This is a genomic window from Streptomyces sp. MA5143a, from assembly GCF_900290235.1.
In the GTDB taxonomy this organism is placed as follows: Bacteria; Actinomycetota; Actinomycetes; order Streptomycetales; family Streptomycetaceae; genus Streptomyces.
Map to the genome: position 1 here is coordinate 215,809 of NZ_OLMK01000034.1, position 23,487 is coordinate 239,295.

Annotated in this window: 5 protein-coding genes; all 5 read right to left on the reverse strand. The window is 73.9% G+C overall.

Features of this window, described 5'->3' with window-relative positions; all coding sequences use genetic code 11:
• Nucleotides 1-6: 6 nt before the first annotated feature.
• The 5 genes from SMA5143A_RS17510 to SMA5143A_RS17530 all read right to left on the reverse strand — a co-directional run bounded on the left by SMA5143A_RS17510 (nt 7) and on the right by SMA5143A_RS17530 (nt 23,249).
• Complete coding sequence (locus SMA5143A_RS17510; protein WP_107463841.1) at nt 7-9,420, reverse strand: SDR family NAD(P)-dependent oxidoreductase; 9,414 nt, start codon at nt 9,418-9,420, stop codon at nt 7-9.
• The gene (locus SMA5143A_RS17515; RefSeq protein ID WP_107463842.1) at nt 9,417-19,019 is read right to left on the reverse strand and encodes a type I polyketide synthase; all 9,603 of its coding nucleotides are present in this window, start codon (nt 19,017-19,019) and stop codon (nt 9,417-9,419) included. The genes SMA5143A_RS17510 and SMA5143A_RS17515 overlap by 4 nt, the downstream gene beginning before the upstream one ends.
• Nucleotides 19,016-20,221, reverse strand: coding sequence for an aromatic ring-hydroxylating oxygenase subunit alpha (locus tag SMA5143A_RS17520; RefSeq protein WP_258193572.1), 1,206 nt, complete (start codon nt 20,219-20,221; stop codon nt 19,016-19,018). The genes SMA5143A_RS17515 and SMA5143A_RS17520 overlap by 4 nt, the downstream gene beginning before the upstream one ends.
• 514 nt (nt 20,222-20,735) lie before the next feature.
• The gene (locus SMA5143A_RS17525; RefSeq protein ID WP_107463843.1) at nt 20,736-21,989 is read right to left on the reverse strand and encodes an NAD(P)/FAD-dependent oxidoreductase; all 1,254 of its coding nucleotides are present in this window, start codon (nt 21,987-21,989) and stop codon (nt 20,736-20,738) included.
• A gap of 468 nt (nt 21,990-22,457) precedes the next feature.
• Nucleotides 22,458-23,249, reverse strand: coding sequence for a hypothetical protein (locus SMA5143A_RS17530; RefSeq protein ID WP_258193573.1), 792 nt, complete (start codon nt 23,247-23,249; stop codon nt 22,458-22,460).
• Nucleotides 23,250-23,487: the final 238 nt, after the last annotated feature.

A 23,487-nucleotide genomic window follows, 5' to 3' on the forward strand; every position in this document is an offset into this window, starting at 1 on the left:
ATGGCGTCACCGGTTCCGGTCGCGGGTGAGGAGGGGGTGCAGCAGGGCGCTCAGGGCGGAGACCCGCTGCTCGTCCACGGCGGCCGAGACACGCCGGCCGTCCCCGGCCACGGAGACACGCCGGTCGTCCGCGGCGGCGGGTCCCGTCGGCGGCGTGTCCTCGGCGGGCGCCGGGGAGCTCTCCGGGGCGGCGGCGAGACCGGCGGCGACCTCGGCGGCCGTGGGGGCCCGCATCAGCAGGGACGGATCGACGGTGAGGCCGCTGCACCGCTCCAGGGCGGCGGTCAGCTCGGCGATGACCAGGGAGTCCAGTCCCAGCGCCTGGAGCGGGCGGTCGCCGGGGTCCTCGCCCAGCACATGCACGAACGCGTCCCGCACATGACCGCGCATCTGGTCGTGGTTCCGTCCGCCGGCCGGCCGGGCGGCGATCACGGTACGGATCTCCGCCACCTCGTCGTACGCCCGGGACCGAGCCGCCTCCCGCGTCGCGGGAGGGGCGGCCGGGACAGCCGGTGCGGGTGGTGCCTGCGGCGGCGTGGCCGTGGAGGCCGTGCCGGGGAAGACGACCGCGCCTCCCGACGTGATGTGGGTGAGGAACGCGTCGGCCGCCTCGTCCGCCGCGAGGGAGTGCGCGGCGGAGTACGACGCGTCCGCCTCCATGCCCGTGCCGGTCCAGTTGGGCCACGCGTGGGCGGTGACCGCGGTGACGGGGCCGTTCTCGCGCTCGGCCAGGGCGAGTTGGTAGGCGTTGGCCAGGCTGTAGTCGACGAGGCCGCGCCCGGCCCGGGGCTGGGCGCCCGCGACCGAGGACACCAGGACCGCGAAGTCGGCACCCTCCTCCTGGGCCAGGCGGACGGCGTTCAGCGAGCCGGGGACCTTCGGGGCGATCACGCGCGCGGCGTCGCTCCAGGGTCGGCGGTGCATCGCCCCGAACGGGTTCACCCCGCCGGAGCAGTGCACGACACCGAGCAGGCGGCCCCAACGCGCCCCGAACTCGCGCGCCGCGGCGGCCAGGGCGGAGGCGTCGACGACATCACAGGGCAGGTACGCCGCCTCGGCCCCCTGCGCGGCCTTCCGCAGCCGTGCGGCGCGGGTCTCGTCGAGGACGGACCGCCCGATGACGCCGATGTGACGGGCCCCGCCGTCGACGAGCCGCCGGATCAGATACCGGCCGACCGCGCCGAGTCCCCCGGTCACCAGGTAGTACCCGTCATTGGTGGGCCGGTACGAGGGGCCCGGCGGGGCGGCGGCCGTTCGCGGCGTGTACCGGACGCCCCGGCGGTAGGCCGCGGTCGTGCCGGGGAGGAGGTCCGTGCCCGGATCGGCGTCGCGACCCTGGAACAGGGCCGTGTACTCGGCGGCGATCTGCCGGGCCCGGACGTCGGCCGGGTCCGCCGGGTCCAGGTCGACGACGGCGCACGGCTTCCGGCTCTCGGCGCAGGCCGCCCGTACGGCCACGGCCATGGCGGCGGCCTCGGGCCTCAGCCGTGCGCGTTCCGACGGGGCGTTCTCGGCCCCGTGCACGGCCGGACCGTGCACGGCCGCGCCGTGGTGTCCTGCCCAGAGCAGCCGCCCGTGCGCGGGCAACGCCTTGACGAGGGAGCCCAGTTCGGACCAGAACGCGCTGAGGTCGGCCGGTTCGGCGGTCTGACCGTCCGGAGGGTTCACCACGACGACGGTGTCGGCGCCCAGCCCGGTCTCCTCGACGATCGCGCCCTCCTCGCGGAGCAGGGCCGTGAGGGCGGCCCGCAGGGCGGTGTCGGCGGTGACGAGGCGCACCGAGCCACGCGGCGGCCGGGCCCCGACGAGCGGCAGCTCGCTGGGGTGCCAGTCGACGCGGAGCGCCTCGGGGCCGCCCCCCGCCGCGGCCGCCGTGCCGTGGGCCGTTACGACGATCCCTGCCGTGGCCGCGGCAGAGGCGGTTCCGTCAGGGGACGACGGTGGCGTGGCCTCACGGGTGTGCCAGTGCTTCCGCGCGGCGAAGGGGTAGGTCGGGAGGTCGGTGACGCGTGCGCCGGGTGCGGAGAGCCGGGCCCATTCGACGTGCGCGTATCCGGCTCTCACCATGGCGACGACGGCGGTGTGGCGGTGCGGTTCCCCGGCCGCGACCGTGCCGCCGAGGGCCTGTTCGGCTGTGAGCGCGCTGTCGACGCGGGCGACCGGCAGCTCGCCGGCGGCGACGGAACGCAGTGCCGCGGCGAGTTCGGCGGCGTCGCACCCGCTGACGGCCGTCTGGTACTCCAGCGGGGAGCGTCCCACGTTGGCCGTGTGGCAGAGGTCGGCGGTCTCCCGTTCGTCGTGTGCGGCGTCGAAGCGGTCGGCGTAGGCGGCGGCGAGGGTGCGTACGGTGGGCTCGTCCGCCGCCGTGACGCGCACCAGGTGGGGGCCGTGAACGGTCCCCGTACGGGCGGGTGCGGGCGGTGGCTCCTCGACGACGACGTGGGCGTTGACTCCTCCCATGCCGAACGCGCTGACCGCGGCCCGCCTCGGCTGTCCGTCTCGCGGCCAGGGCCGGGGGCGGTCGGCCAGGTAGAACGGGGTGTCCTCGAAGCGGATGTGGTCGTTGGGGCGCGTCACGTGCAGGGTCGGCGGGATCATGCCGTGCTCCATCGCCAGCAGTGCCTTCACCAGGCCCGCGAGGCCCGCGGCCGGCTCCAGATGGCCCACGTTCGACTTCAGCGAGCCGATCGCGCAGAACTGGGCGCGATCGGTGTGTTCACGCCAGGCCCGGGTCAGACCCTCGACCTCGATCGGATCACCGAGACTCGTCCCCGTGCCGTGCGCCTCCAGCAGACCGATCGTCTCCGGTGACACGCCGGCGTCCCGCAGGGCCTCGGCCACCACTTCCCCCTGGCCGCGAGCGCTCGGCACCGTCAGTCCGCTGGTGCGGCCCCCGTGATTGACCGCGCTCCCCCGGATCACGCCGCGTACCCGGTCCCCGTCCCGCAGAGCCGCCGCCAACGGTTTGACCACCACCGACACCACGCCCTCGCCCGGTACGAACCCGTCGGCCGCCGCGTCGAAGGCACGCGACGCGCCGGAGGCGGACAGGGCCCGCAGATTCCTCATGGCCACGTAGTGCAACGGCGACATGGCGACGCGGACACCGGCGACGATCGCCTGCTCGCACTCGCCGTTGCCGATGCTGCGCACCGCCGTGTGCAGGGCCACGAGCGACGACGAGCACAGCGTGTCGACCGTCATGCTGGGGCCACGCAGGTCCAGGAAGTGGCTGAGCCGGTTCGCGAGGAAGGCGTTGTGGTTGCCGAGACCGGTGTGGGCGTCCAGTTCCGGCGGGATGTTGTAGTCGCGGTAGTGCTGGTAGCTGGCGCCCACGAACACGCCCGTGGACGGACGCAGTCGACGCGGCGGCAGACCGGCCGACTCCAGCGCCTCCCAGGTCGTGCGCAGCAGCCAGCGGGCCTGGGGGTCGAGCACCTCGGCCTGCTTGGGGAAGAAGTCGAAGAAGCGGGCGTCGAAGTCCTCGACGTCGTCGAGGAAGCCGCCGAGGTCGGACGCCGAGCCCTGCGCGTACGTCCCCCAGCGGTGGGCCGGCGCGGCCCCGATCTCCGAGTCCCCGCGGATCAGCAGCCGCCACAGCTCCTCGGGGTTCCGGGCACCGGGCAGGGCGAGGGCGAGGCCGATGACGGCCATGTCCTTGGGGTGGTGCGCGGGTTCGGGTGTGAGTTCGGGGGCGGGATCGGGATAGGGCTCGCCGGCGGGGGCGGCGCTGACCGTCGGTGCGGTGACGGCGGTGGTGGGCTGGAGTGCCTCGGTTTGTTCGGCCACGTGGGCGGCCAGGGCGCGGCAGTCCGCCGCGTCGAGGACGTCCGTGGGACTCAGCCGTACACCGTGCTTCTCCTCGATCTCCGCCGCGACCGCTGTCGCCAGCATGGAGTCGAGGCCAGCGGAGGAGAGGGAGGTGGTGGGTGTGACGCTCGGATCGTGCAGGACGTTCCGCACGACGGCCAGCACGGCGGCCTCGATCCCGGCCCCGGCCGCGGGCAAGGGCGAGGGTGTCGTGACGGCTGCGCCGTTCACCGCTTGCCGGACCCCGGCCGCCACCGTGCGGTACTCCACGTCCTCCAGGCGCGCCAGGACGCGGCCCTCCGCGGACAACAGGGCGGCGTGTCCGCGCCGTACCCCGTCCGGCGTGGTCTCGTCGGCGTCGAGCAGCACATGGGTGGCCCGCGCGGGATCGTCCAGCCGTACGACGCGCCCGACGGACGCCGGCAGGTACGCCGCCGACGCCGCGGCCGGATCGGCCAGCGTCAGGACGGCCATGCTCTGCAGCGCGGCGTCCAGGGCGACCGCGGCCCTCTCCAGGGCGTCACCGGAGGGGACGTCGACCCTGGCCAGCACCCGGGCCGCGCCGAAGCGCACCTCCGTGAGGGAGCGCAGGGGGGCGGCGAAGTCCATGCCCTTGGCCGCGAACCAGGCGTACAGACCGGTGGGTTCGAGCGTGCGGTCGAGGCCCGCGCGCAGGGCGTCGATGTCGTGGTCGCCGAACGTGTCGGCCGGCACCTCGTCCGCGCGGCCCGTCTCCAGGCGGGCCACGATCCGCCCGCCGTGCCGGAAGGTCACCGGCCCGGTGCGGGTGGGGCCGTCGAGGTCGCTGAGGTCACTTCGGAGGGGGTGGGAGCCCGTGCCGCGGCTCACGAACGCGACCCGCCTGAGGACATCGGCGTTGCGGAGAGCCAGGGCCAGCGTCAGCGCGCCCGGCAGCGTGTCCTCACCGAACACGCGGTGGGCGCGGGAGAGCCGCTGGACGATCCCTGGCACGTCGGCCGTGTCCTGGCGTGCGCCCCGGCCCGTGGTCTCCGTCCTCGTGGCGGGCGCGACGGCTGTTTCGGCCCGGAAGGGGTAGGGCGGCAGCGCGACGCGGCGGGTCGGCGCGCCCTCGTACACCTGGCGCCAGTCGACGGTTCCGCCGCCCACGTGGAAGAAGGCCAGCGCGGTGCTCAACCGGTTCTCCGGGAGCGTGAGTCGGGCCGCGATCCGGTCGGGGGTGTGGGAGGTGAGGGGGGCCAGGCGGGCGGCGAGTGCGGCGTCGGCCGGACGCTCGGCGCCGACCAGCGCCGTCCCGTCACGCAGGACGATGCCGCGCGACTCCCCTTCCCCGAGGATCTCCTCGCCCCGGAGGCTCTCCTCACCCCTGTGGATCGCTCGATCTCCGAGGACCTCTCGGTCTCCGCGTGCGATCCGCGCGAGCCCGGCCAGCAGGGAGTCGGCCGTGGTGCCGAGGACCACGGCCCGGTGGCGCAGGTGGTCGCGTCCCACGGCGGCCGAGCGGCACAGCGCGCCCGCGGCGGACGGTTCGGCGCGCAACGCCCGTTCCAGGTCCGCCGCGCGCCGGACCAGGGCCTCGGACGTGTGCGCGGACAGCGGCAGGAGGTACTCGCCGAGCGGAGCCTGCGCGGGGGCGTCCGGTGCGGGCGGCGCGGCGTACTCCTCCACGACGATGTGCGCGTTGGTGCCGCCCATCCCGAAGGCGCTGATCCCGGCACGGCGCGGCGCGTCGGAGTGCCACGGTGTGCGCCGCGCGGGGATCACGAAGGGGCCACCCGTGAGGTCGAGGTGCGTTCCCGGCGTCTCGTGGCCCGCGAGGGGCGGGATCTCCCCGTGCCTGAGGCACAGCAGCACCTTGACCAGTCCGGCCAGTCCGCTCGCCGGTTCCAGATGTCCGATGTTGGCCTTCACCGAGCCGAGATGGAGTGGGGTACGGCGGTCCGGGTCGGTGCCGAACACCTCGGTGAGCGCGGCGATCTCGATCGGGTCGCCCAGCCGGGTCGCGGTGCCGTGGGTCTCGATCAGGGAGATGTCCGCCGGGGCCGCGCCGGCGTCGTCGAGGGCGGCCCGGATGACGGCGCTCTGTGCCTCGCTGCGGGGCACGGGCAGGGCGCTGCCGCGGCCGCCGTGGTTGACGGCGGTTCCCCGGATGACGCCCCAGACGGTGTCACCGTCGCGCTCGGCGTCCTCCAGGGGCCGGAGCATGACGGCGATCACTCCCTCGCCGGGGACGAACCCGTCGGCGCGTTCGTCGAACGGCCTCGGCAGGGTCTCGGAGAGGGCCCCGAGCTGGCTGAGGCTGCGGTAGTACCAAGGGGTGAGCCCGACGTGACAGGCGGCCACGATCGCGGCACCGCAGGTCCCGGAGCGGAGTGCGGCGACCGCCTGCTGGACGGCGACGAGGGAGGAGGAGCACAGGGTGTCGACGGTCTGGGAGGGGCCCGTCAGGTCGAGGGCGTACGAGACGCGGTTGGCCAGCACCGCGTTGAGGGAGCCGAGGGCGGTGTGCGGTCCGACGGTGTCGAGGCCGTGGGCGTCGCGGTGGTGGGTGTAGGTGGCGCCGACGAAGACGCCGATGTCGCGGCGACCGGCGAGGCCGCTCTCGTCGCGTACCGCCCAGGCGTGTTCGAGCAGCAGTTTCTGCTGGGCGTCCATCTCCTCGGCCTCGCGGACGGAGATGCCGAAGAACGACGGGTCGAAGCGGTCGATGTCGTCGAGGAAGGCTCCTGTGCGGCAGTAGGTGCCCGTCATGTGGGAGCCGCGTGCCTCGAAGTGCGCGTCGATGTCCCAGCGTTCGGCCGGGATCTCGGTGAACGCGTGCCCGCCGGAGCGGAGCAGCGGCCACAGGTCGGCCACGTCCGGTGCGCCGGGCAGATCGCCCGAGACGGCGACGACCGCGATGTCCGGCCCGGCCCCGCCGGCCGCCCGCCGGGGCCGCCCGGCCGACCCGGACGTCGGCTCAGGGGTCCGTACGTCCTCCGCGACGGGCTCGGCCTCCTTGGGCCGCGCGTCCCGTGCGGTGAGGTCCGTCGGTTCCGGGGTCGCGTCGGCGGCCGGGGGTGCGACCGCGCCGGCCGCCCCGTACCGGTCCGTCAACGCCTGGGCGAGGTCGGCGAAGTCGCCGTGCTCCAGGAAGAGGGTGGCCGGGAGATGGAGGCCCCAGCGGCGGGAGAGTTCCTCGGACAGCTCGACGCTCATGATGGAGCTCATGCCGTAGTCGGCGAGGGGTGCGCGGCGGTCGAAGGGGGACACGCCGAGCCGCTCGGCCAGGAAGCGCTCCAGCGCGTCCTCCACCCGTTCCCGTCCCTCGGCGACGTGTACGGCGTCCAGGTCACCGGTGCCCGCGCCGGCCGACGGCCGGGGGACGGCCGTGGCGTTCGCTTCGTCCCCGTCGGGCCCGGCTTCCGAGGCGTCGGGGTGGGCGACGACCACCTGGCGGGCGTCCCCGCCCAGCACGGCGATCAGCGCGTCCAGGGCCTCGGCCGTGCCCAGGGGCCGTACGCCCCGGCGCCGGAGCTGGTCCGCGACCGCCGTGCCCATGCCGACCTCGCCCCACAGGCCCCAGTCGACGCTGAGCCACGGCGCGCCGCGCGCGTGGGCGAACGCGTCCAGGTAGGCGTTGGCGGCGGCGTAACCGCCCTGGCCGAGGTTGCCGAAGGTGCCGGAGACGGAGGCGAACAGCACGGCGAAGTCGAGCTCCGTGCCGGCGACGGCGGCGGCGAGTTCGCGTACGCCGGAGACCTTGGGCCGCAGGACGGCGGTCATGTCCTCGGCGGTGGTCGACCGGATCAGTCCGTCCTTGAGGGTGCCCGCCGCGTGGATCACGCCGTGCAGCTCGCCGTGCTCGTCGCGGATCCGTTCGACGACGGCGCGCAGTTCGCCGGGTGCGGTGACATCGGCGGCGTACGACACGACGGTGCATCCCGCCGGGCCGGTGCCGACCGGGTGGGGGTGGTCGGCTCCCGGTCGGCCGGTGCGGCTGACGAGCGCGACGAGTCCCGCGCCCTCCGCGGCGAAGCGGCGGGTCACCTCCAGGCCCAGTCCCCCGTGTCCGCCGAGGACGAGATAGCGGCCGCCCCGCCGGACGGGCCGGGCAGCCGGGGAGCCGGCCTGCGTGTCGAACACGCGGGCGGGTTCGTGGCGGACGCCGTTCCGGTAGCCGACCTCCGTGGGGCCGTCGTCCGTCGCGGCGGTGCCGCCTCCGGTCTCCGTGGGACCGTCGCCGAGTTCCGCCATGACCGCGTCGTCCGAGGTGTCGTCGAGGTCGACGAGCCGGGGGCGCAGGCCGGGGTACTCGATGGCCGCCGTGCGGACGAGTCCCCACAGCGCGGCGCGGGCGGGCACCGGCACGTCGTCGTGGCCCACGGGCTGGGCATGCCGGGTCACCACGAGGAAACGGGACCCGCGCTGCCGTTCGCCGAGCGTCTTCAGGGCGGCGAAGCACCCGTAGAGACCGGCACCGAGTTCGGCGTCCTCGTCCTCCCTGTCGCCGTCCGTCGTACCGGCGTTCCACAGGTGCACCACTCCCGCGACCGGGTTCCCGATGTCCTCCCACAGGCGCCGGAAGGCGTCCTCGTCGGTGTGCGCCAGGACGAGCCGGTCGTCCCGGAGCGCCCCGGCGGCTTCGTACGGCCGGGCGGCGGCGGGTGTGCCGAGGCCGACCTCCACCACGCGGGCGCCGTCGGCGCGCAGTCGCCCGGCGGTGCGCCGGCCGAGGTCGTCGCCGTGGTGGAGGACCACCCAGGTGCCCTGCGCGGCGTGGCGGGCCGGGGCGAGCACGGCCCGCCAGTGGATGCGGGAGACGAGTCGCGTGGTGCGCCCGCTCGGGGCGGCGGTTCGTCCCGCTTCGGTGGTGCCGCGCATGCGGATTCCGGTGAACTCCGCCGCGACCTCGCCCGACGGCCCGAGGACCAGGGCGTCACCCGTGGAGTAGGCGCCCTCGACCCCGGTGCGGCGGGCCAGGACGGTGGCTCCGGACGCCAGGGCCGACAGATCGGTGTGGACGGCGACACGCGCGACACCGATCGGCAGCATGGGCCGCGGCCCGGTCGCCGCGTCGAGGTCCTGGAGGGCGCAGCTCATGACCTGGAACACGCCGTCCGTCAGCAGGGGGTGGGCGAACCAGGGCAGGGGTTCGGCGTCGCTGCGCAGGACGGCGCGGGCGGTGCCCTCGCCGACGGTGAGTTCGCGGACGGTGCGGAAGTCGGGCCCGTACCGCAGGCCGGCCCGCGACCAGCCGGCGTACAGGTCGTCCGGGGTGATCGAGCGGCGGACGGTGATCCGCGGGACGGCCCCCGTGGGTGTGCCGTACGGGAGGGGTCGGCCGCCGCCGGTGGAGAGCTGTTTGCGTTCCCCGGCGGTGACGGTGCTCAACTCGAAGCGGGTGTCCGGGTCGTGGACGACGTCGAGGCGGACGGCCGCCGTGGCGTCGTCGGCGAGGGTGAGGGGCCTGAGGAAGGTCACGTCGGTCAGTTCCAGCGGTGCGAACGGCCCGAGCCGGGCCACGCCCACCATCGCCATCTCCAACTGCGCCGCGGCGGGCAGCAGTCCGGTGCCCGCGGCGCGATGCTGGGCGATGAGGGGCTCTCTCCCCGCGAAGGTCTTCTCGTACGTCTCGGCTCGCTGCGTCACTGTCCCTCGCTCCGGTGCTCGTAGTGGCGGTCGAACAGCGGGTGGCTGACGGCGTTCGTCACTGCGCGGCGACGTGCGGGGGGCGCGGCCAGCGGCTCTCGGTGGAACGGGTAGACGGGCAGGGTGGTCGTGCGGTGCCGTTTGTCCTCGTGGAGCGCGGGCCAGTTCAGGTCGGCGCCCGTGAGGTTGTGGTGGGCGGCGAGGGCGTTGTGCAGCTGGATCTGGTCGCCCCGCCCGCGCTGGAGGGTGGTGAGCCAGACGGGGTGCGGCTCGGTGAGTGTCGTTCGGGCCAGGGGCGTGAGGTGGGGGTGGGGGCCGATCTCCCAGACGGCCTCCGGGGCGGTCTCCGCGAGGGCGGCCAGCGCCTGCGTGAAGCGGACGGGCCGGCGGATGGCCTCCGCCCAGTGCGCGGCGTCCACGGCGGAGTCCGGGGTGTGCCAGGTCCCCGTGAGGGTGGAGGCGAACGGGACGGCGGGCGGTTTGAGGGCGGTCGCGGCCACGGCTTCGGCGAACGGCGCGACGGCCGGTTCCATGTCGGCGGAGTGGAAGGCGTGGCTGACCGGGAGGAGCTGGGTGCGGTGCGGGGTGTCTTCCCGGAAGCGGGCGAGCGCGTCGGCCGGACCGGTGACGGTGTGGGCGTTCGGCGCGTTGTAGGCGGCGATCTCCAGACCGGGATGGCCGCGCAGCGCGTCGACGAGGGTGTCGGTGTCGGTGTGGACGACGGCCATGGCGCCGGTCGCGGGCCCATCCTGCATGAGCCGCCCGCGCAGGGCGGTCAGCCGGAGCAGGTCGGGCAGCGAGAGCACCCCGGCGGACCAGGCGGCGGTGAGCTCACCGAGGCTGTGCCCGGCGACGGCGTCGGGGCGCACCCCGGTGGCCTCCAGGTAGCGGGTCAGGGCCACCTCGACGCTGACGATGGCGGGCTGCGCGTACCGGGTGTGTTGCAGCAGGTCCTGGGCGTCGCCCCACAGCAGGTCGAGGAGGGGGACGTCGACGTGCGGGACGAGGAGGTCGGCGCAGGCGTGCAGCGCGTCCCGGAAGCGGGGTTCCGTGGTGTACAGGCCGTGGCCCATGCCGGGGTACTGGGAGCCCTGGCCGGTGAACAGGAAGGCCGTGGTGACGGCCCTGCCGGTGTGCCGGACGACGGGTGTGCGGCCGGCCGCTACGTCGTGGAGGCGGTCGGCCAGCTCGCGGGCCGTGGCGCCCCGTACGGCGACCCGGTGGCGCTGGGGGGCCCGGCCGGTGTTGGCGGTGAAGGCCACGTCCCCCAGCCGGTCCTCGGGGGTGAGCGCCACGTGGTCGGCGTAGGCGGTGGCCAGGGCGCGTACGGCGGCCTCGTCGGCGCCGGTGACACGCAGGAGATGGCTGTCCTGCGCCGGGCCCGAGGGGGCGGGCGTGTCGGGCGCTTCCTCGACGATGACGTGGGCGTTGACGCCTCCCATGCCGAACGCGCTGAGCGCCGCCCGGCGCGGCCCGCTCCCCCGCGGCCACTCGACGGGCCGGTCCGCGAGGTAGAAGGGCGTGTTCTCGAAGCGGATGTGGTCGTTCGGGCGGGTCACGTTCGCCGTGGGCGGGATCACCCGGTGCTCCAGCGCCAGCAGGACCTTGACCAGCCCGGCGAGTCCGGCGGCGGGCTCCAGGTGGCCGATGTTGCTCTTCAGCGAGCCGAGCGCGCAGAACTGCGACCGTGCCGTGAAGCGGCGCCACGCCCGCATCAGCCCTTCCACCTCGATCGGATCGCCCAGCCCCGTTCCGGTGCCGTGTGCCTCGACCAGACCGATGGACTCCGGGGACACGCCCGCGTCCGCCAGGGCCGCCGCCACGACCTCCTGTTGCCCCGCACCGCTGGGCACCGTCAGACCGCTCGTACGGCCGCCGTGGTTGACCGCGGTGCCCCGAATGACCCCGCGTACCCGGTCCCCGTCGCGCAGCGCCGCCGCGAGGGGCTTCACCACGACCGTGACGACACCCTCGCCCGGGACGAAGCCGTCGGCGCCCGCGTCGAAGGCACGTGACCTGCCGGTGGGCGAGAACGACCGGAGGCGGGAGCCGAGTTGGAAGTACTGGGGCGACATCCCCAGGTGCACGCCGGCGACGATGGCCTGCTCGCACTCTCCGGCGCGGATGCTGCGCACCGCCGTGTGCAGGGCCACCAGCGACGACGAGCACAGCGTGTCGACCGTCATGCTGGGGCCGTGCAGGTCGAGGAAGTAGCTGAGCCGGTTGGCGAGGATCGCGTTGTGGTTGCCGAGGCCCGCCGCGGTCTGCACGACGTCGTCGACGACCAGGTCGCGGTAGTGCTGGTAACTGGCGCCCACGAACACGCCGGTGGAGCGGTGCGGCCTGCCGGCCAGCCCCGCGTCCTCCAGGGCGCGCCAGGCCGACTGGATCAGGTGCCGCTGCTGCGGGTCGATCCACTGGGCCTCGGCGGGTGACAACCGGAAGAAGCCGGGGTCGAAGTCGGTGAGCCCGTCGACGAAGCCGGCCCGTCTGAGGTAGACGGTGCCGGGCTCGCCGTCGGTGCCGTAGTAGGCGTCGATGTCCCAGCGGGAGGCGGGTACCTCACGGAGGCAGTCCTCACCGTCGAGCAGGACCCGCCACAACTCCCCCGGGTCGGCGGCGCTCGGGAAGACTCCGTCGACGCCGATGACGGCAATGGCGTGCCGCTCGGGGTCGGCACCGACGGCGGCGGGAGCGGCGGGCACGGCGGGAGCGAGGGTCGGCCCGGCCGGGTCGACGGCCGGTGGGCCGACAGCGAAGGCGGGCGGGAAGGTCGGCGCGACGGTGGCCGTGACGGGCGCGACCGTGGCCGTGACGGGCGCGACGGTCGGCTCCGCCGGGGCGAGGGCCGTCCCGGCCAGGGTGAGGCTCGGTGCGACCGGGGTGAGGCTCGGTGCGACCGGGGTGAGGCTCGGTGCGACCGGGTCGCCGGATGTCTCCCACTGGGCTCCGGGGGTCGCAGTCGTGTCCGGCTCTGTCGGGTGTGTCGGCGTGTCGGGGCCGTCGGCGGCGCCGGGCGCGAGGGTGACACCGTACTCCTCGCGGAGTTCGGCGGTGAGCCGGTCGACCGTTCCGGTCTCCAGGACGAGGGTGACCGGGATGTCGACGTCGAGCCGGGTGCGGATGTCCTGCGCCAGGGCGACCGCGAGGACGGAGTCGAGCCCCTGCTCCTGCAACGGGCGGTCCGGTTCGAGTTCGTCGACCCCCTTCTCCAGGGCGTCCGCCACCCAGCGGGCCAGCGTCGCGTCGAGGCCGTCACCCCGTCCCCGGCCCGGACCCGGCGCGGCGGGCACGGGACGGTGACCGTTGCTCCGCGCGGCCGGTACCGCGGGCCTCGCGGGAGCGGCGTCGGCGCCGCGGACCGTGACAGGGCTCGGGCCACCGGGTGAGGGCGTGCCCGAGAGCCGCTTCCAGGTGATGCCGCGGGCCTCCAGCACCGGACGGTCGCCGTCGAGGACCACCAGACTCGCGGTCAGCAGGCCGGAGTCGGGCCCGGTTTCCCTCTCGCGGTGGGCGTGGACACGGGCCGTGGCCGGGACCGGGCCGAGGACGGTGAGCCGTTCCACGGCGAACGGCACGTACAGGCCCTGCGCGCCGCACGCGGCGAGGGCGATCTGGAAGGCGCCGTCGAGGAGCCGGGCGTCGACCACGCCCTCGGGTGCGGACGTGGCGCGGAGCGTCCCCGTCGCCTGCCCCGGTGCGGTGGAGAGCGCGGCGACCGTCCGGAAGGCGGAGCCGTAGGCGAGTCCGTCGCGGGCGAAGGCACGGTACAGCGCCCCGAGTTCGACCGGGGTGAAGCCGTCGTCGGCGGGCGGCACGCGGAGTGCCGGGGACTCGGGCTCGGTCAGTTCGGCGGTGGCGACGAGCGCTCCGTCGCCGTCCCGGAAGCCGAGGCGTGTTCCGTCGCGTTCGGCCGAGAGTGTGGCGGGCGTCTCGACGGCCTTGCGGAACGTCAGATCGCGCAGGCCGAATTGTTCCCGGCCGACGAGTTCGGCGACCTTGCCGGGGTAGGCCGCGCCGGGCAGGGTCGGCCTGCCGAGGACGACGTGCTCGTCGGCCTCGGGGAGCCGCGCCCAGGAGTGGGTCGTACGCCCGGTCGTGGCGGCCCCGGCGGGTACGTCGGCGCGCGGGACCTCGTGGGGTGTCGCCGGGGCGGCCGGTTCCAGCCACAGGTACTTCTCGTCGTGGGGCGCGGTCGGGAAGCGTACGCCCGCCCGTCCGGGACCGGTGTCGAGGGCGGCGCCGGTGACGAACCGCCGTGCCGTCGCCTCCAGTTCCTCCCGGCCCTCCCCGTCCCGGACCGTAGCGGTTCCCGTGTTCGACGAGCCGTCGGCCACCCCCAGGTGGAGGGAGCGGGCGTCGTCCACACCGGCCAGGAACAGCCGTAGTTTGTCCTCCAGTTGCTCCAGGCTGTCGACGACGCAGGCGAGCCGGTGCCCCGCCGCCGTACGCCTGCGGCTCGCTTCGCTCAGCGCCCTCAGGGACGGGCAGTACGGGGAGCGCAGCATGAGCACCAAGCGGTCCACGAGGGTGCGCAGCGTGTCGTCCGACACGGCCGAGAGGGTCACCAGCCGGGGCAGCCGGTCACGGTCCGCGGCCTCGTCGAGCGAGGGGGGCGCGGCTTCGACGACCACGTGCGCGTTGGCGCCGCCGAAACCGAAGCTGCTGACGCCGGCGATCCGCGGTCCCTCCCAGGGCAGCGGCCGGTCGGCCACGAACAGCGGTGACGCCGCGAAGTCGAACGACTTGTTGGGGTCGGTGAGGTGGAGGGACGGCGGGATGGTTCCGGCCTGGAGGGCGAGGATCGTCTTGATGAGCCCGGCGATACCGGCGGCGGGTTCCAGATGGCCGATGTTCGTCTTCACCGATCCCACGGCGACCGGGCGCGCGGACCCGCCGAGGACGGCGTGCAGCGCCTCCAGCTCTATGAGGTCGCCGAGTTGGGTGCCGGTGCCGTGCGCCTCGACGTAGCCGATGTCTCCGGGGGCGACGCCGGAGGCGGCGAGCGCCTTGCGCAGCACCGCCGACTGGGCGGGTCTGCTCGGCGCGGTGAGGAAGCCGGCGCTGCCACCGGTGTGGTTGACGGCGGTGCCGCGGATCACGGCGAGGACCGGGTCACCGTCGCGGCGGGCGTCCGCGAGCCGCTTCAACAGGACGACGCCGCAGCCCTCTCCGCGGACATAGCCGTCGGCGCCCTCGTCGAACGCCCGGCACACCCCCTGCGGGGACAGCATGCCGTTGCGGGCGAAGGACCGGGTCTTGTCCGGCGTCAGCACCAGGTTGGCGGCGCCGACCACCGCGGCGTCGATGTCGCCCGACCTCAGGTGGACGGCGGCCTGGTGGAGGGCGACCAGGGACGACGAGCACGCCGTGTCGACGGCCATGCTGGGTCCCGACCAGTCGAAGACGTGCGACAGCCGGTTGGCGACCATGGAGATCGCGGTGCCCGTGGCGACGTGCGGGTCGCTGTGGCCGATGCTCCGGGCGACCAGCTCCGGGAAGTCGCTGGCGATGGTGCCGATGAAGACGCCGGTGTCACCACCGAGCGAGGTGTGGTCGTGGCCGCCGCTCTCCAGCGCCTCGGCCGTCACGCTCAACAGCATCCGCTGCAGCGGGTCGAGGCGGCGGGCCTCGCGGTCGCTGAGGCCGAAGCGTGCGGGGTCGAAGTACTCGACGCCGTCGACCCAGCCCGCCGGTATCGCGTCCGCCTCGGCGCCGGTCCACAGCCGGTCCCAGCCGCGCCGGCCCGCCGGGGCGGCACCGACGCTGGAGACCCCGTCGGCCAGGTTGCGCCAGAACTCGTCCGGCGTGGCGGCACCGGGGAACCGGCACGCCATCCCGACCACGGCCAACGCCCCCTCGGGCGCCGCCTCCGGCGCCTCCCCCAGCGGCGCCTCGGGCGTCTTCTCCCGCCCCGGCCGGGCCTCGGTCAGTGCCGATTCCGCCACGTCGGTCCGGGGCCCCTGCCCTGCTTCTGCCGTCGCCGGTACGATCTCGGCGGCGTCGACCGTGGTCCGCGCCCGCGAGGCCGGTGGGGCGACCCGCACCACGCCTTCGTCGGCCAGCAGCCGTGCCAGCTTGGCCGGGGTACCGGTCGCGAAGACCGACGGGGCGGTGATCTCGGCGCCCAGCTCCCGGCCGAGGCGCACGGCGGCGACGGTCGCGTTGGCCGACTCACCGCCGAGATCGAAGAAGTTGGCGTCCGCCGGGAAGTCGGCCTGCCCCAGCACCTCGCCGAAGACCCGGGCGACGAGCACCGTCAGCGCCTCGCCGGTGAGGACGGCACCCTCGGTGGCCGGCGTCGGGTCCGCGGCGAGGGTCGTCGTGTCCGTGCGCAGGATCGTGTCGCGGGTGGGCCGGGGCAGTCGGGCGCGGGCCACCTTGCCGTTGTCGGTCAGGGGCAGGGCGTCGAGCCGTACGTACGCGTCCGGCACCATGTACTCGGGCAGCGTGGCGCCGACGTGCTCGTCCAACCGGTCCTTCGCGGGCAGGTCGTCGCCCACCAGGTAGGCGGTCAGACGCGGCTCGCCCCGGCCCTCGAAGCGTGCGGCGGCGACGACGGCCGCGGTGACACCGGGGAGCCGTTCCAGCACCTGCTCGATCTCGGCGGGCTCGATGCGGTTGCCCCGTACCTTCACCTGGGCGTCTGCGCGGCCGAGCCATTCCAGGGCGCCGTCGGCGTGGAGCCGTACCTCGTCGCCGGTGCGGTACATGCGCACGCCGGTCCCGGGGTGGACGGTGAAGGCGTCGTCCGTGAGGTCGGGCCGGTGGGCGTAGCCGCGCGCGAGGCCGGTGCCGGAGATCCACAGCGCGCCCTCCGTACCGGGTGCGCGGGGGGTGAGGTGCTCGTCCAGGACGTGCAGCCGCAGGTTCGGCAGCGGTTCACCCAGCGGGACGAAGGTGCCGACGGAGGTGACGCGGTGGGCGGAGGCCCAGATGGTGGCCTCGGTGGGGCCGTACAGGTTCCACAGGGCTCGGGCCGTGGCGTGCAGGCTCTCGGCGACGCTGCGGGGCAGGGCCTCTCCGCCCGAGAGGACGGTGAGGCCGGCGGGCGGGGTCCAGCCGGTGGCCAGCAGCAGCCGCCACATGCTGGGGGTGGCCTGGGCGACGGTCACCCGGTCGGCCAGTTCGGCGAGGCGCCGCGGGTCGCGGGCCGTCTCGCGGGAGGCGAGGACGACCTCGGCGCCGACGGTCAGGGGCAGCAGGAGTTCCAGCAGGGAGATGTCGAAGGCGACCGTCGTATGGGCGAGGACGACGTCGTCGGCGGAGGTGCCGAGCCGTTCGCCGATCCCGGTGAGGAAGTCGGCGAGCGCCCCGTGCTCGATCTCGACGCCCTTGGGGGTGCCCGTGGATCCACTGGTGAACAGCGTGTACGCGAGGTCGTCCGCGGTGACGGTCGGCGGCACGGCCGGTGCCGACCCGTCCGCCTCGGGTACGAGCAGGGCGGTGCCCAGGGAGGCGCCGAGGGCGTGGGTGGCGGGGTCGGTGAGGATCAGGTCGCAGCGGGCGACCTCGGTGTAGCCGCGCAGCCGGTCCGTGGGGTATCCGGGGTCGAGGGGCAGGAAGGACGCCCCGGAGCGGAGGATGCCGAGGAGGGCGGGCAGCAGCGGGATGTCCCGGTCGAGGAGGACACCGACGACCGACCCGGACTCGATGCCCTGGTCGTGCAGACGGGCGGCGATCGCGTCGGCCCAGGCGTCGAGGGCCGCGTAGTCGAGGGTGCGGGCGCCGCTGCGGACGGCGGTGGCCGTGGGCCGGGCGGCGACGGTGGCGGCGAACAGGTCGAGTACGGTCGTGCCACCGCGCTCCGTCGTCTTCTCGGCGGGCGCCGGGACGTCGCCGTCGGACACGGCGGCGGGCGAGGTGGCGCCGGTCCGGGGGGCCGGCAGGGTGGCGCCGGTCCGGGAGGGCGGCACGGTGGCGCCGGTCCGGGAGGGCGGCAGGGTGGCGCCGGTCCGGGAGGGCGGCACGGTGGCGCCGGTCCGGGAGGGCGGCACGGTGGCGCCGGTCCGGGAGGCGGGCGGGGTGTCGTCGCCGTGGAGGAGGGCCGCGAGGGCGAGGTCCTCGATCCGCTCGGTGAGGGCGAGTGCCTCCTCCCGTGCCATGGCGGTGTCCCGGACGAAGACCGTGGGCGGGCCGTCCCTGAGGCAGAGGAGCGCGATCTCGGTGTGCGGTTCGGCGGACGCCTCCTCGCCCGCGCCGCGTTCGAGGACCATCACGTCGGTGAACGTGGGCTCCCCGCTCCCCAGGGGCCGCCCGGCGAGGCCGAGCCGGACCTCCAGGTCGGCGGTGTAGCCGTTCCGGGCCGCGGCCTCGTCGAGCTTGGCGCGCAGGGCGCCCGCGCTGTCGCCGTCGTACCGGACGGGGAATCGCGCGGCGGCGATGCCGTGGGTGTCCTCGGCGCGTGCGCGGGCGGCCGACGGCGACCAGGCGAAGTCGAAGACCGGTTCGTCGGCGCGTTCGGCCACGGTGTCGAGGAAGGCACGGACGACGCTGATGGTCTCCTCGCGGGAGCCCGGGACGAACGCGAGTTCGTAGCGGCCGTAGTGGGCCGCGCCGGCGCTGAAGTCGTCGACGGGCAGTCGGGCCGGGCGCACGTCCAGCAGCCGGGCCCGCCACCAGGGTTCGTGGGGGCGCAGTGCCTGCTGGGCGGCGGCGACGGCGGCGAGCCGTTCCTCGCTCACGGGCGGCAGGGAGGCGCCTTCGACGGCGCCGAGTCGCTGTGCGGCGGCCTGGCCGCTGAGGGCGCTGCCGTCCACGGCGGCGAAGTCGCTGAGGACGAGGTCGGCGTCCGGGGCGGACAGGGTGAGCGCCGAGGTGGTCACGGACTGCACCACGGTGTCCGTGCGGGGCTCTTCGCGGGGGATCAGTCTGATCTGCCGGGTGAGGACGGCGCCCTGTTCGGTGACGAGGGTGGGGATGCCGAGCGGGTTGGGGAAGCTGCCGTAGTCCAGGGCCTTGGAGATACGGGCGGCCTCCGCGGCCGGGGTGCCGGCGTGGACGAGGCCGCCGGAGGCCATGCGCGCGGACCGCCGGTAGAAGCGGCGTTCCCGGTCAGAGGTGTCGACGGGGTCGGGCAGGGTGCCCGCCACGATGTGCGGGACGAGGGCGTCGAACAGGTCGATGCCGATCTCGGCGGTCTCGTACGTCAGGGACAGCGCGGTGGAGTGGTCGCGCACCGGGAACCAGCGTTCGAGGAGGACGCCGCCGGCGTCCACGGCCTCCGTCATCCGGTGCCAGGTCGCCGCGTGCCGGGTGGCGCCCTCGTACAGGGCCCAGGCCGGGACGTGGCTGCCGGAGTAGCGGGGCAGGGGGCCGTCGTGGAAGTTGACGGCGGCGACCCGGGGAAGGTCCAGGACGTCCCCGGTCAGGATGCGGAAGTTGACGATGCTGAGCAGGTAGTCGAACGGCCGGCGGGACAGGGTCGCCGCGAGGTCGCCGTGCGGGTCGAGCACGGGCACGTCGTGTGCGCCGGCCCAGGCCACGACCGCGGGGTCGTCGCTGAGGACTCCCTCGACGTGTACGCCCGCGTCGAGCAGCTTCTCCGTGCACCGGGTGAGGACCCTGGTGCCGCCTATGACGTAGCAGGTGGTCGTCATGCTCCCCCCTCTGCCACGGCGGCGGGGCGGGCGGGTTCGGTGGCCTCCGTGCCCCGCGTGTGGTCCGCGGTGCGGGCGGCGACCCAGGCGTCGATCTGGGAGACGACCTCCTCGTCGAGGGAGAGCTGCCCCGGCCTCCACAGCGGGTTCGACAGGCCGCGGTGGGTGCGCTCGCACATCTCCCAGTCCTCGTAGTTCGCCTTGTCCCACAGGGCGAACACGGCTTCGTGGGAGAAGTCGCCCTTGGCGGTCTCGGAGGGGTGGAACAGCCAGAAGTGCCGTACGAAGCAGGTGCCGGGGCTCTCGGGCCAGACCCACTGCATCATCACGTAGTCGGCGGTGAACCCGAACAGGAGGTTGGGAAGGATGGTGATCCAGTTGATCCGCTGCCGGTCCGCCTCGGGCACGAGCGGCAGGGGGGTGCGCCGGCTGTGCCCCGTCATGGACACGGAGTTGAAGCCGCTGCGGATGGACTGCCACGCCCCGACGATGTCGCCCCTGAGGTCGTAGGTGCCGGCGTCGTCGAAGTCGGTGATGCGGTGCAGGTCCTTGTGGGCGGTCGGGAAGTGCAGGCTCTCGTTGACGTTGTGCGCGACGAGCTTCCAGTTGGAGGCGACGGGGTAGTCCTTGGCCTGGACGCACTCCAGGTCCGCGAGTTCGTAGACCCGTGCGAACTCCCCGAACTCGCCGAGGACTTCGTCGAGGTCGGGGGCGTCGTCGGAGAAGGTGACGAAGACGACGCCGTGGCGGATCTCGGTGCGGATGGGCAGCAGACCGTTCTTCTCCTTCTCGAAGAAGTGGTCGAAGTAGGTGCCGTTGAGGCTCTTGAGCCGGCCGTTCCGGTCGTAGACCCAGCAGTGGTACAGGCAGACGAGGCTCTGCCGCTTGCCGCTGGGTTCCTCCACGAGCTTGTAGCCCCGGTGTCGGCAGTAGTTGTGGTACGCCTGGATGCCATCGTCGCCGTGGAGGAGGAGGACGGAGCCGCTGCCGATGTTCAGGGTGCTGTAGGCGCCCTTCTCCTTCAGGCGGGAGACATGGTCGACCGGGAGCCAGTGCCGGCCGTAGATGCGGGACATCTCCCGCTGGAACTGCTCCTCGCCGGTGTAGAACTCGTGCGACCGGCCGATGCCACCGGACTCGAAGTACGGCCTCTGCTCGGTCTGCTCGCTGATGAGGTCGAACATGCTGGACGCGCGCGTCATCTGCTGGGCTCCCTCGGGGTGAGGTGCGGGAAGGCGGTGGAGGAGGGCGCCGGGCCCGGCCCACGGGGTGTACGCACGGGGGTGCGACGGCCCCCAGGAGTGCGCCCGCTCCGGCCGGTGGTGGTCGGTGGCGCGACTGCGCGCGAGGCGGCGGGCCGGGGCGGCTCGGAGCCCGGGAAGGGCGGAATGGTCGGGGTGGGGGCGGCGGTACGGCGATCGGCGGTTGACGGCGCCGATCCCGCCACCGCGTCGGCGTGACGCGGCCTCCCCGGGCTCCTTCGGCATGTGCGGCACAGCGCACGGGCCGTGCGGCCGCGGGTGCGAGGGGCGGGCGACGGAGGCCGGTGCGGCGCGCCGGGTGCCATGGCTCCGGGACTGCGGTGCGGCGCTGCCGGGGCCCGGACACCGTGGTCGAACCGGACGCGGTGGTGGGCCCGATCACCCGGTGGGGGTGGCCGCTCCCCGGCGACGGACACCGGGGAGGTCGCCGCTGGGGCGGTCGCCGCCCGCCCGGTCAGGCGGCCGGGTCGTAGACCCGCTCCTCCTCGGGTACGCCCGCGGCGTCGTAGAGACGCTCCAGGGCGTCCGGCGCGTAGATCTCGTAGTCGGGGACGACGCCGCCGATCAGGCCGAGCATCTTGTTGGTCCACTCCTGGCTGGCGCTCATCGCGCTCATCGTCGCCTTGAAGAACGGCGGGAGTTCGGTGAGTTCGCCGAGCGTGGTGGTGAAGTCGTAGACGCCGGCGCTCTCCTCGTCTCGCACCTTGTTGTACTCGGCCAGCGCCTCGTCCATCGGCCGCTCGCCGGACAGTCCCTGGTGGATGCGTTCGGCGAGCAGTTCGCCGTGGAGGAAGGCGTCCGTGATGCCCCACCCGGTGTAGGGGTCCTTGTGGTAGCCGGCGTCGCCCACGAGAGCCCAGCCGGGGCCGTGGGCGCGGCGGTAGTAGTTGTCCGGGTAGCGCATGGGACGGAAGTCCTCCTCGCGCCGCCCGCTGTCGCGCAGTTGGGCGCCCATCTCCGGGTGGACGTCGTCGAAGACGGCCTGGAAGCGGGCCTCCACGTCGGTGCGGAAGTCCTTCAGCTGGGCCCGGGTGCAGATGACGGCCAGCATGTTCAGCCCGTCGTTGGTGGGCCAGCTGCCGAACCAGCGCTCGTTGAAGCCGGTCTTGTGGTGCAGGCCCCAGTCGAGGCCGCTGTAGTACGAGTAGTAGATGAATCCGGCCGCGGGGCGGACGTTGTACAGCTCGGCGCCGACCTTCTTGGCGACCGTGGAGTGGAAGCCGTCCGCGCCGATGACCACCGAGGCCCGGAACTCGCGCTCCGGTCCGTCGCCCTCGCGTCCCCGGATGCCGGTCACCCGGCCTTCGGAGGCGATGACGTCGGAGACGGTGAAGCCCTCCAGCACCTCGGCGCCGGCTCTGCGGGCGGCGTTGACCAGGATCTCGTCGAGCACGGTGCGGCGCGGGCAGTAGATGGCGTCGAGGCCGTCGACGGGGTCGGCGAAGCCGTTGAGCTCGATGCCCCGGTAGCTGTAGTGCATCGTGCGGATCGCCGGGGTCTTCGCCTCGACGATCTCGTCGAGCAGTCCCCACTCCCGGAGCTTCAGCAGCCCCGCCTGATGGATGTAGTGGGTCGAGACGGTGTCGCTGGGGAAAGAGGACCGGTCCACCACGAGGACCCGGTGGCCGAGGCGTGCCAGCAGCATGGCGACCGGTGAGCCGGCGCAGCGGGCACCCACAACAATGACGTCGTACACGCGATCCCCCATGATTCAGATCAGTCACCCGAAAGACACTCGGGCCCGTTTCCAGCGCGCATGGTCGGCGGCGCCGATGGTGACGTGAAGGCTATGAGTATCGGCCAATAAAGGTCAAGAGATGGTTAGAGGGGAGTCAATTGAGCATCACGCGGATAAGGCGGCGGAATATCTGACTCCGTTCACATGGGAGAACATCGACGCCCCCTATGTACATCCATGCACCTTTCAGAATGGGGTTTTTGACCCTAGCTATGGCTTGCGTCACATGCGAGGAGACCGGCGCCGCAACCACGCTCGGTAAGTGATCCCGCCCCATCGGAACACATAGCGTAGGTAAAGGACGCGATTTGAGAAATGCGCCTCCACTCCGCCTCTTGGCTCGAATTACTCAGTTGACGTAACCCGAGAAGTTAGAGAAATAAATCACGCCACTGGGTGGCTGAATCCCGAGGACCGCGTGCGGCGGGGTACGACAGGTCAGTCGTCGTTTCTGGCGTTCTCGCTCGGCAGGAACCTCTGACGAGCCCAGAGGCACAGCAGTGCCGTGCCGCCGGCCAGCAGCGGCACCGGGTCCCGGGCAAGCGGAGCCAGCACATATCCCAGCGCTGTGGCCGTGCACACCGTCAGGGGAACGAACGCCGCCGCTCCCTCCATCCCCCAGCGCAGCGCGGGCTCGGCGGTTCCGAGAGCGCTCGACCCGCCAGGCACCCACGGGCCGACGGCGACCACCAGCAGTCCCGCGGTGACGCAGGCGTCGACCAGCGGTCCGGACATCAGCCCGCTGCCGCCCGGACCGCCGGCCCACAGGCGCAGGGTGTCGCCGGCCAGGGTGAGGGACAACCCGGCGATGGAGACCCACAAGGTGGCTCTCCGGTCGCTCCGCACGAGACGGCGCAGGGCGAACAGGAAGCTGAGGAAGACGACCTCCGCGGTCCACAGGACACCGACCAGCCCCGTCCCCAGTCGCCAGCCGTCGCCGGCCCCGCGCAACAGCACCCATCCCGTCATGAAGACGGCTCCGGCTGTGACGACCCCGTCGAGCACGCGGCGCAGCAGTACGTGCCGGCCTGTGCCGGCGTCGGCCGCGACCACCATGCCCGCCATCCCCAGGCCGACCGTCAGCGTCACTCCGATGACGACCACCGAACCCAGGAGCGATCGCGCGTCCCATCCCGAAGCCGAGGGCTGGGACGACAGCACGGCGACCGCTCCCCGGTACATGCCCGCGGCGACGGCGGAACCCGCCAACAACAGCAGACGCGTTCGCACCCGTCCGCCCGTTCCCCTCGCGCGGAGCACCATGGAGGCTGCCAACCCCCAGCACCCGAGAGATGGCCCGAAAGTCAGCATCCGCACCGTCCCGTTCGCGGCGGCCCACAACCCGCCGAACGTCAGCGCCGTTCCCACGAGGCATGCCACGCCGACCGCGTCCCAGGTCCGACGGCGGCGGCCCGACCGGGGCCTGAGCGCACTCAGAGCCTTCCCCAACCCCGGCATCGGGCGCGCC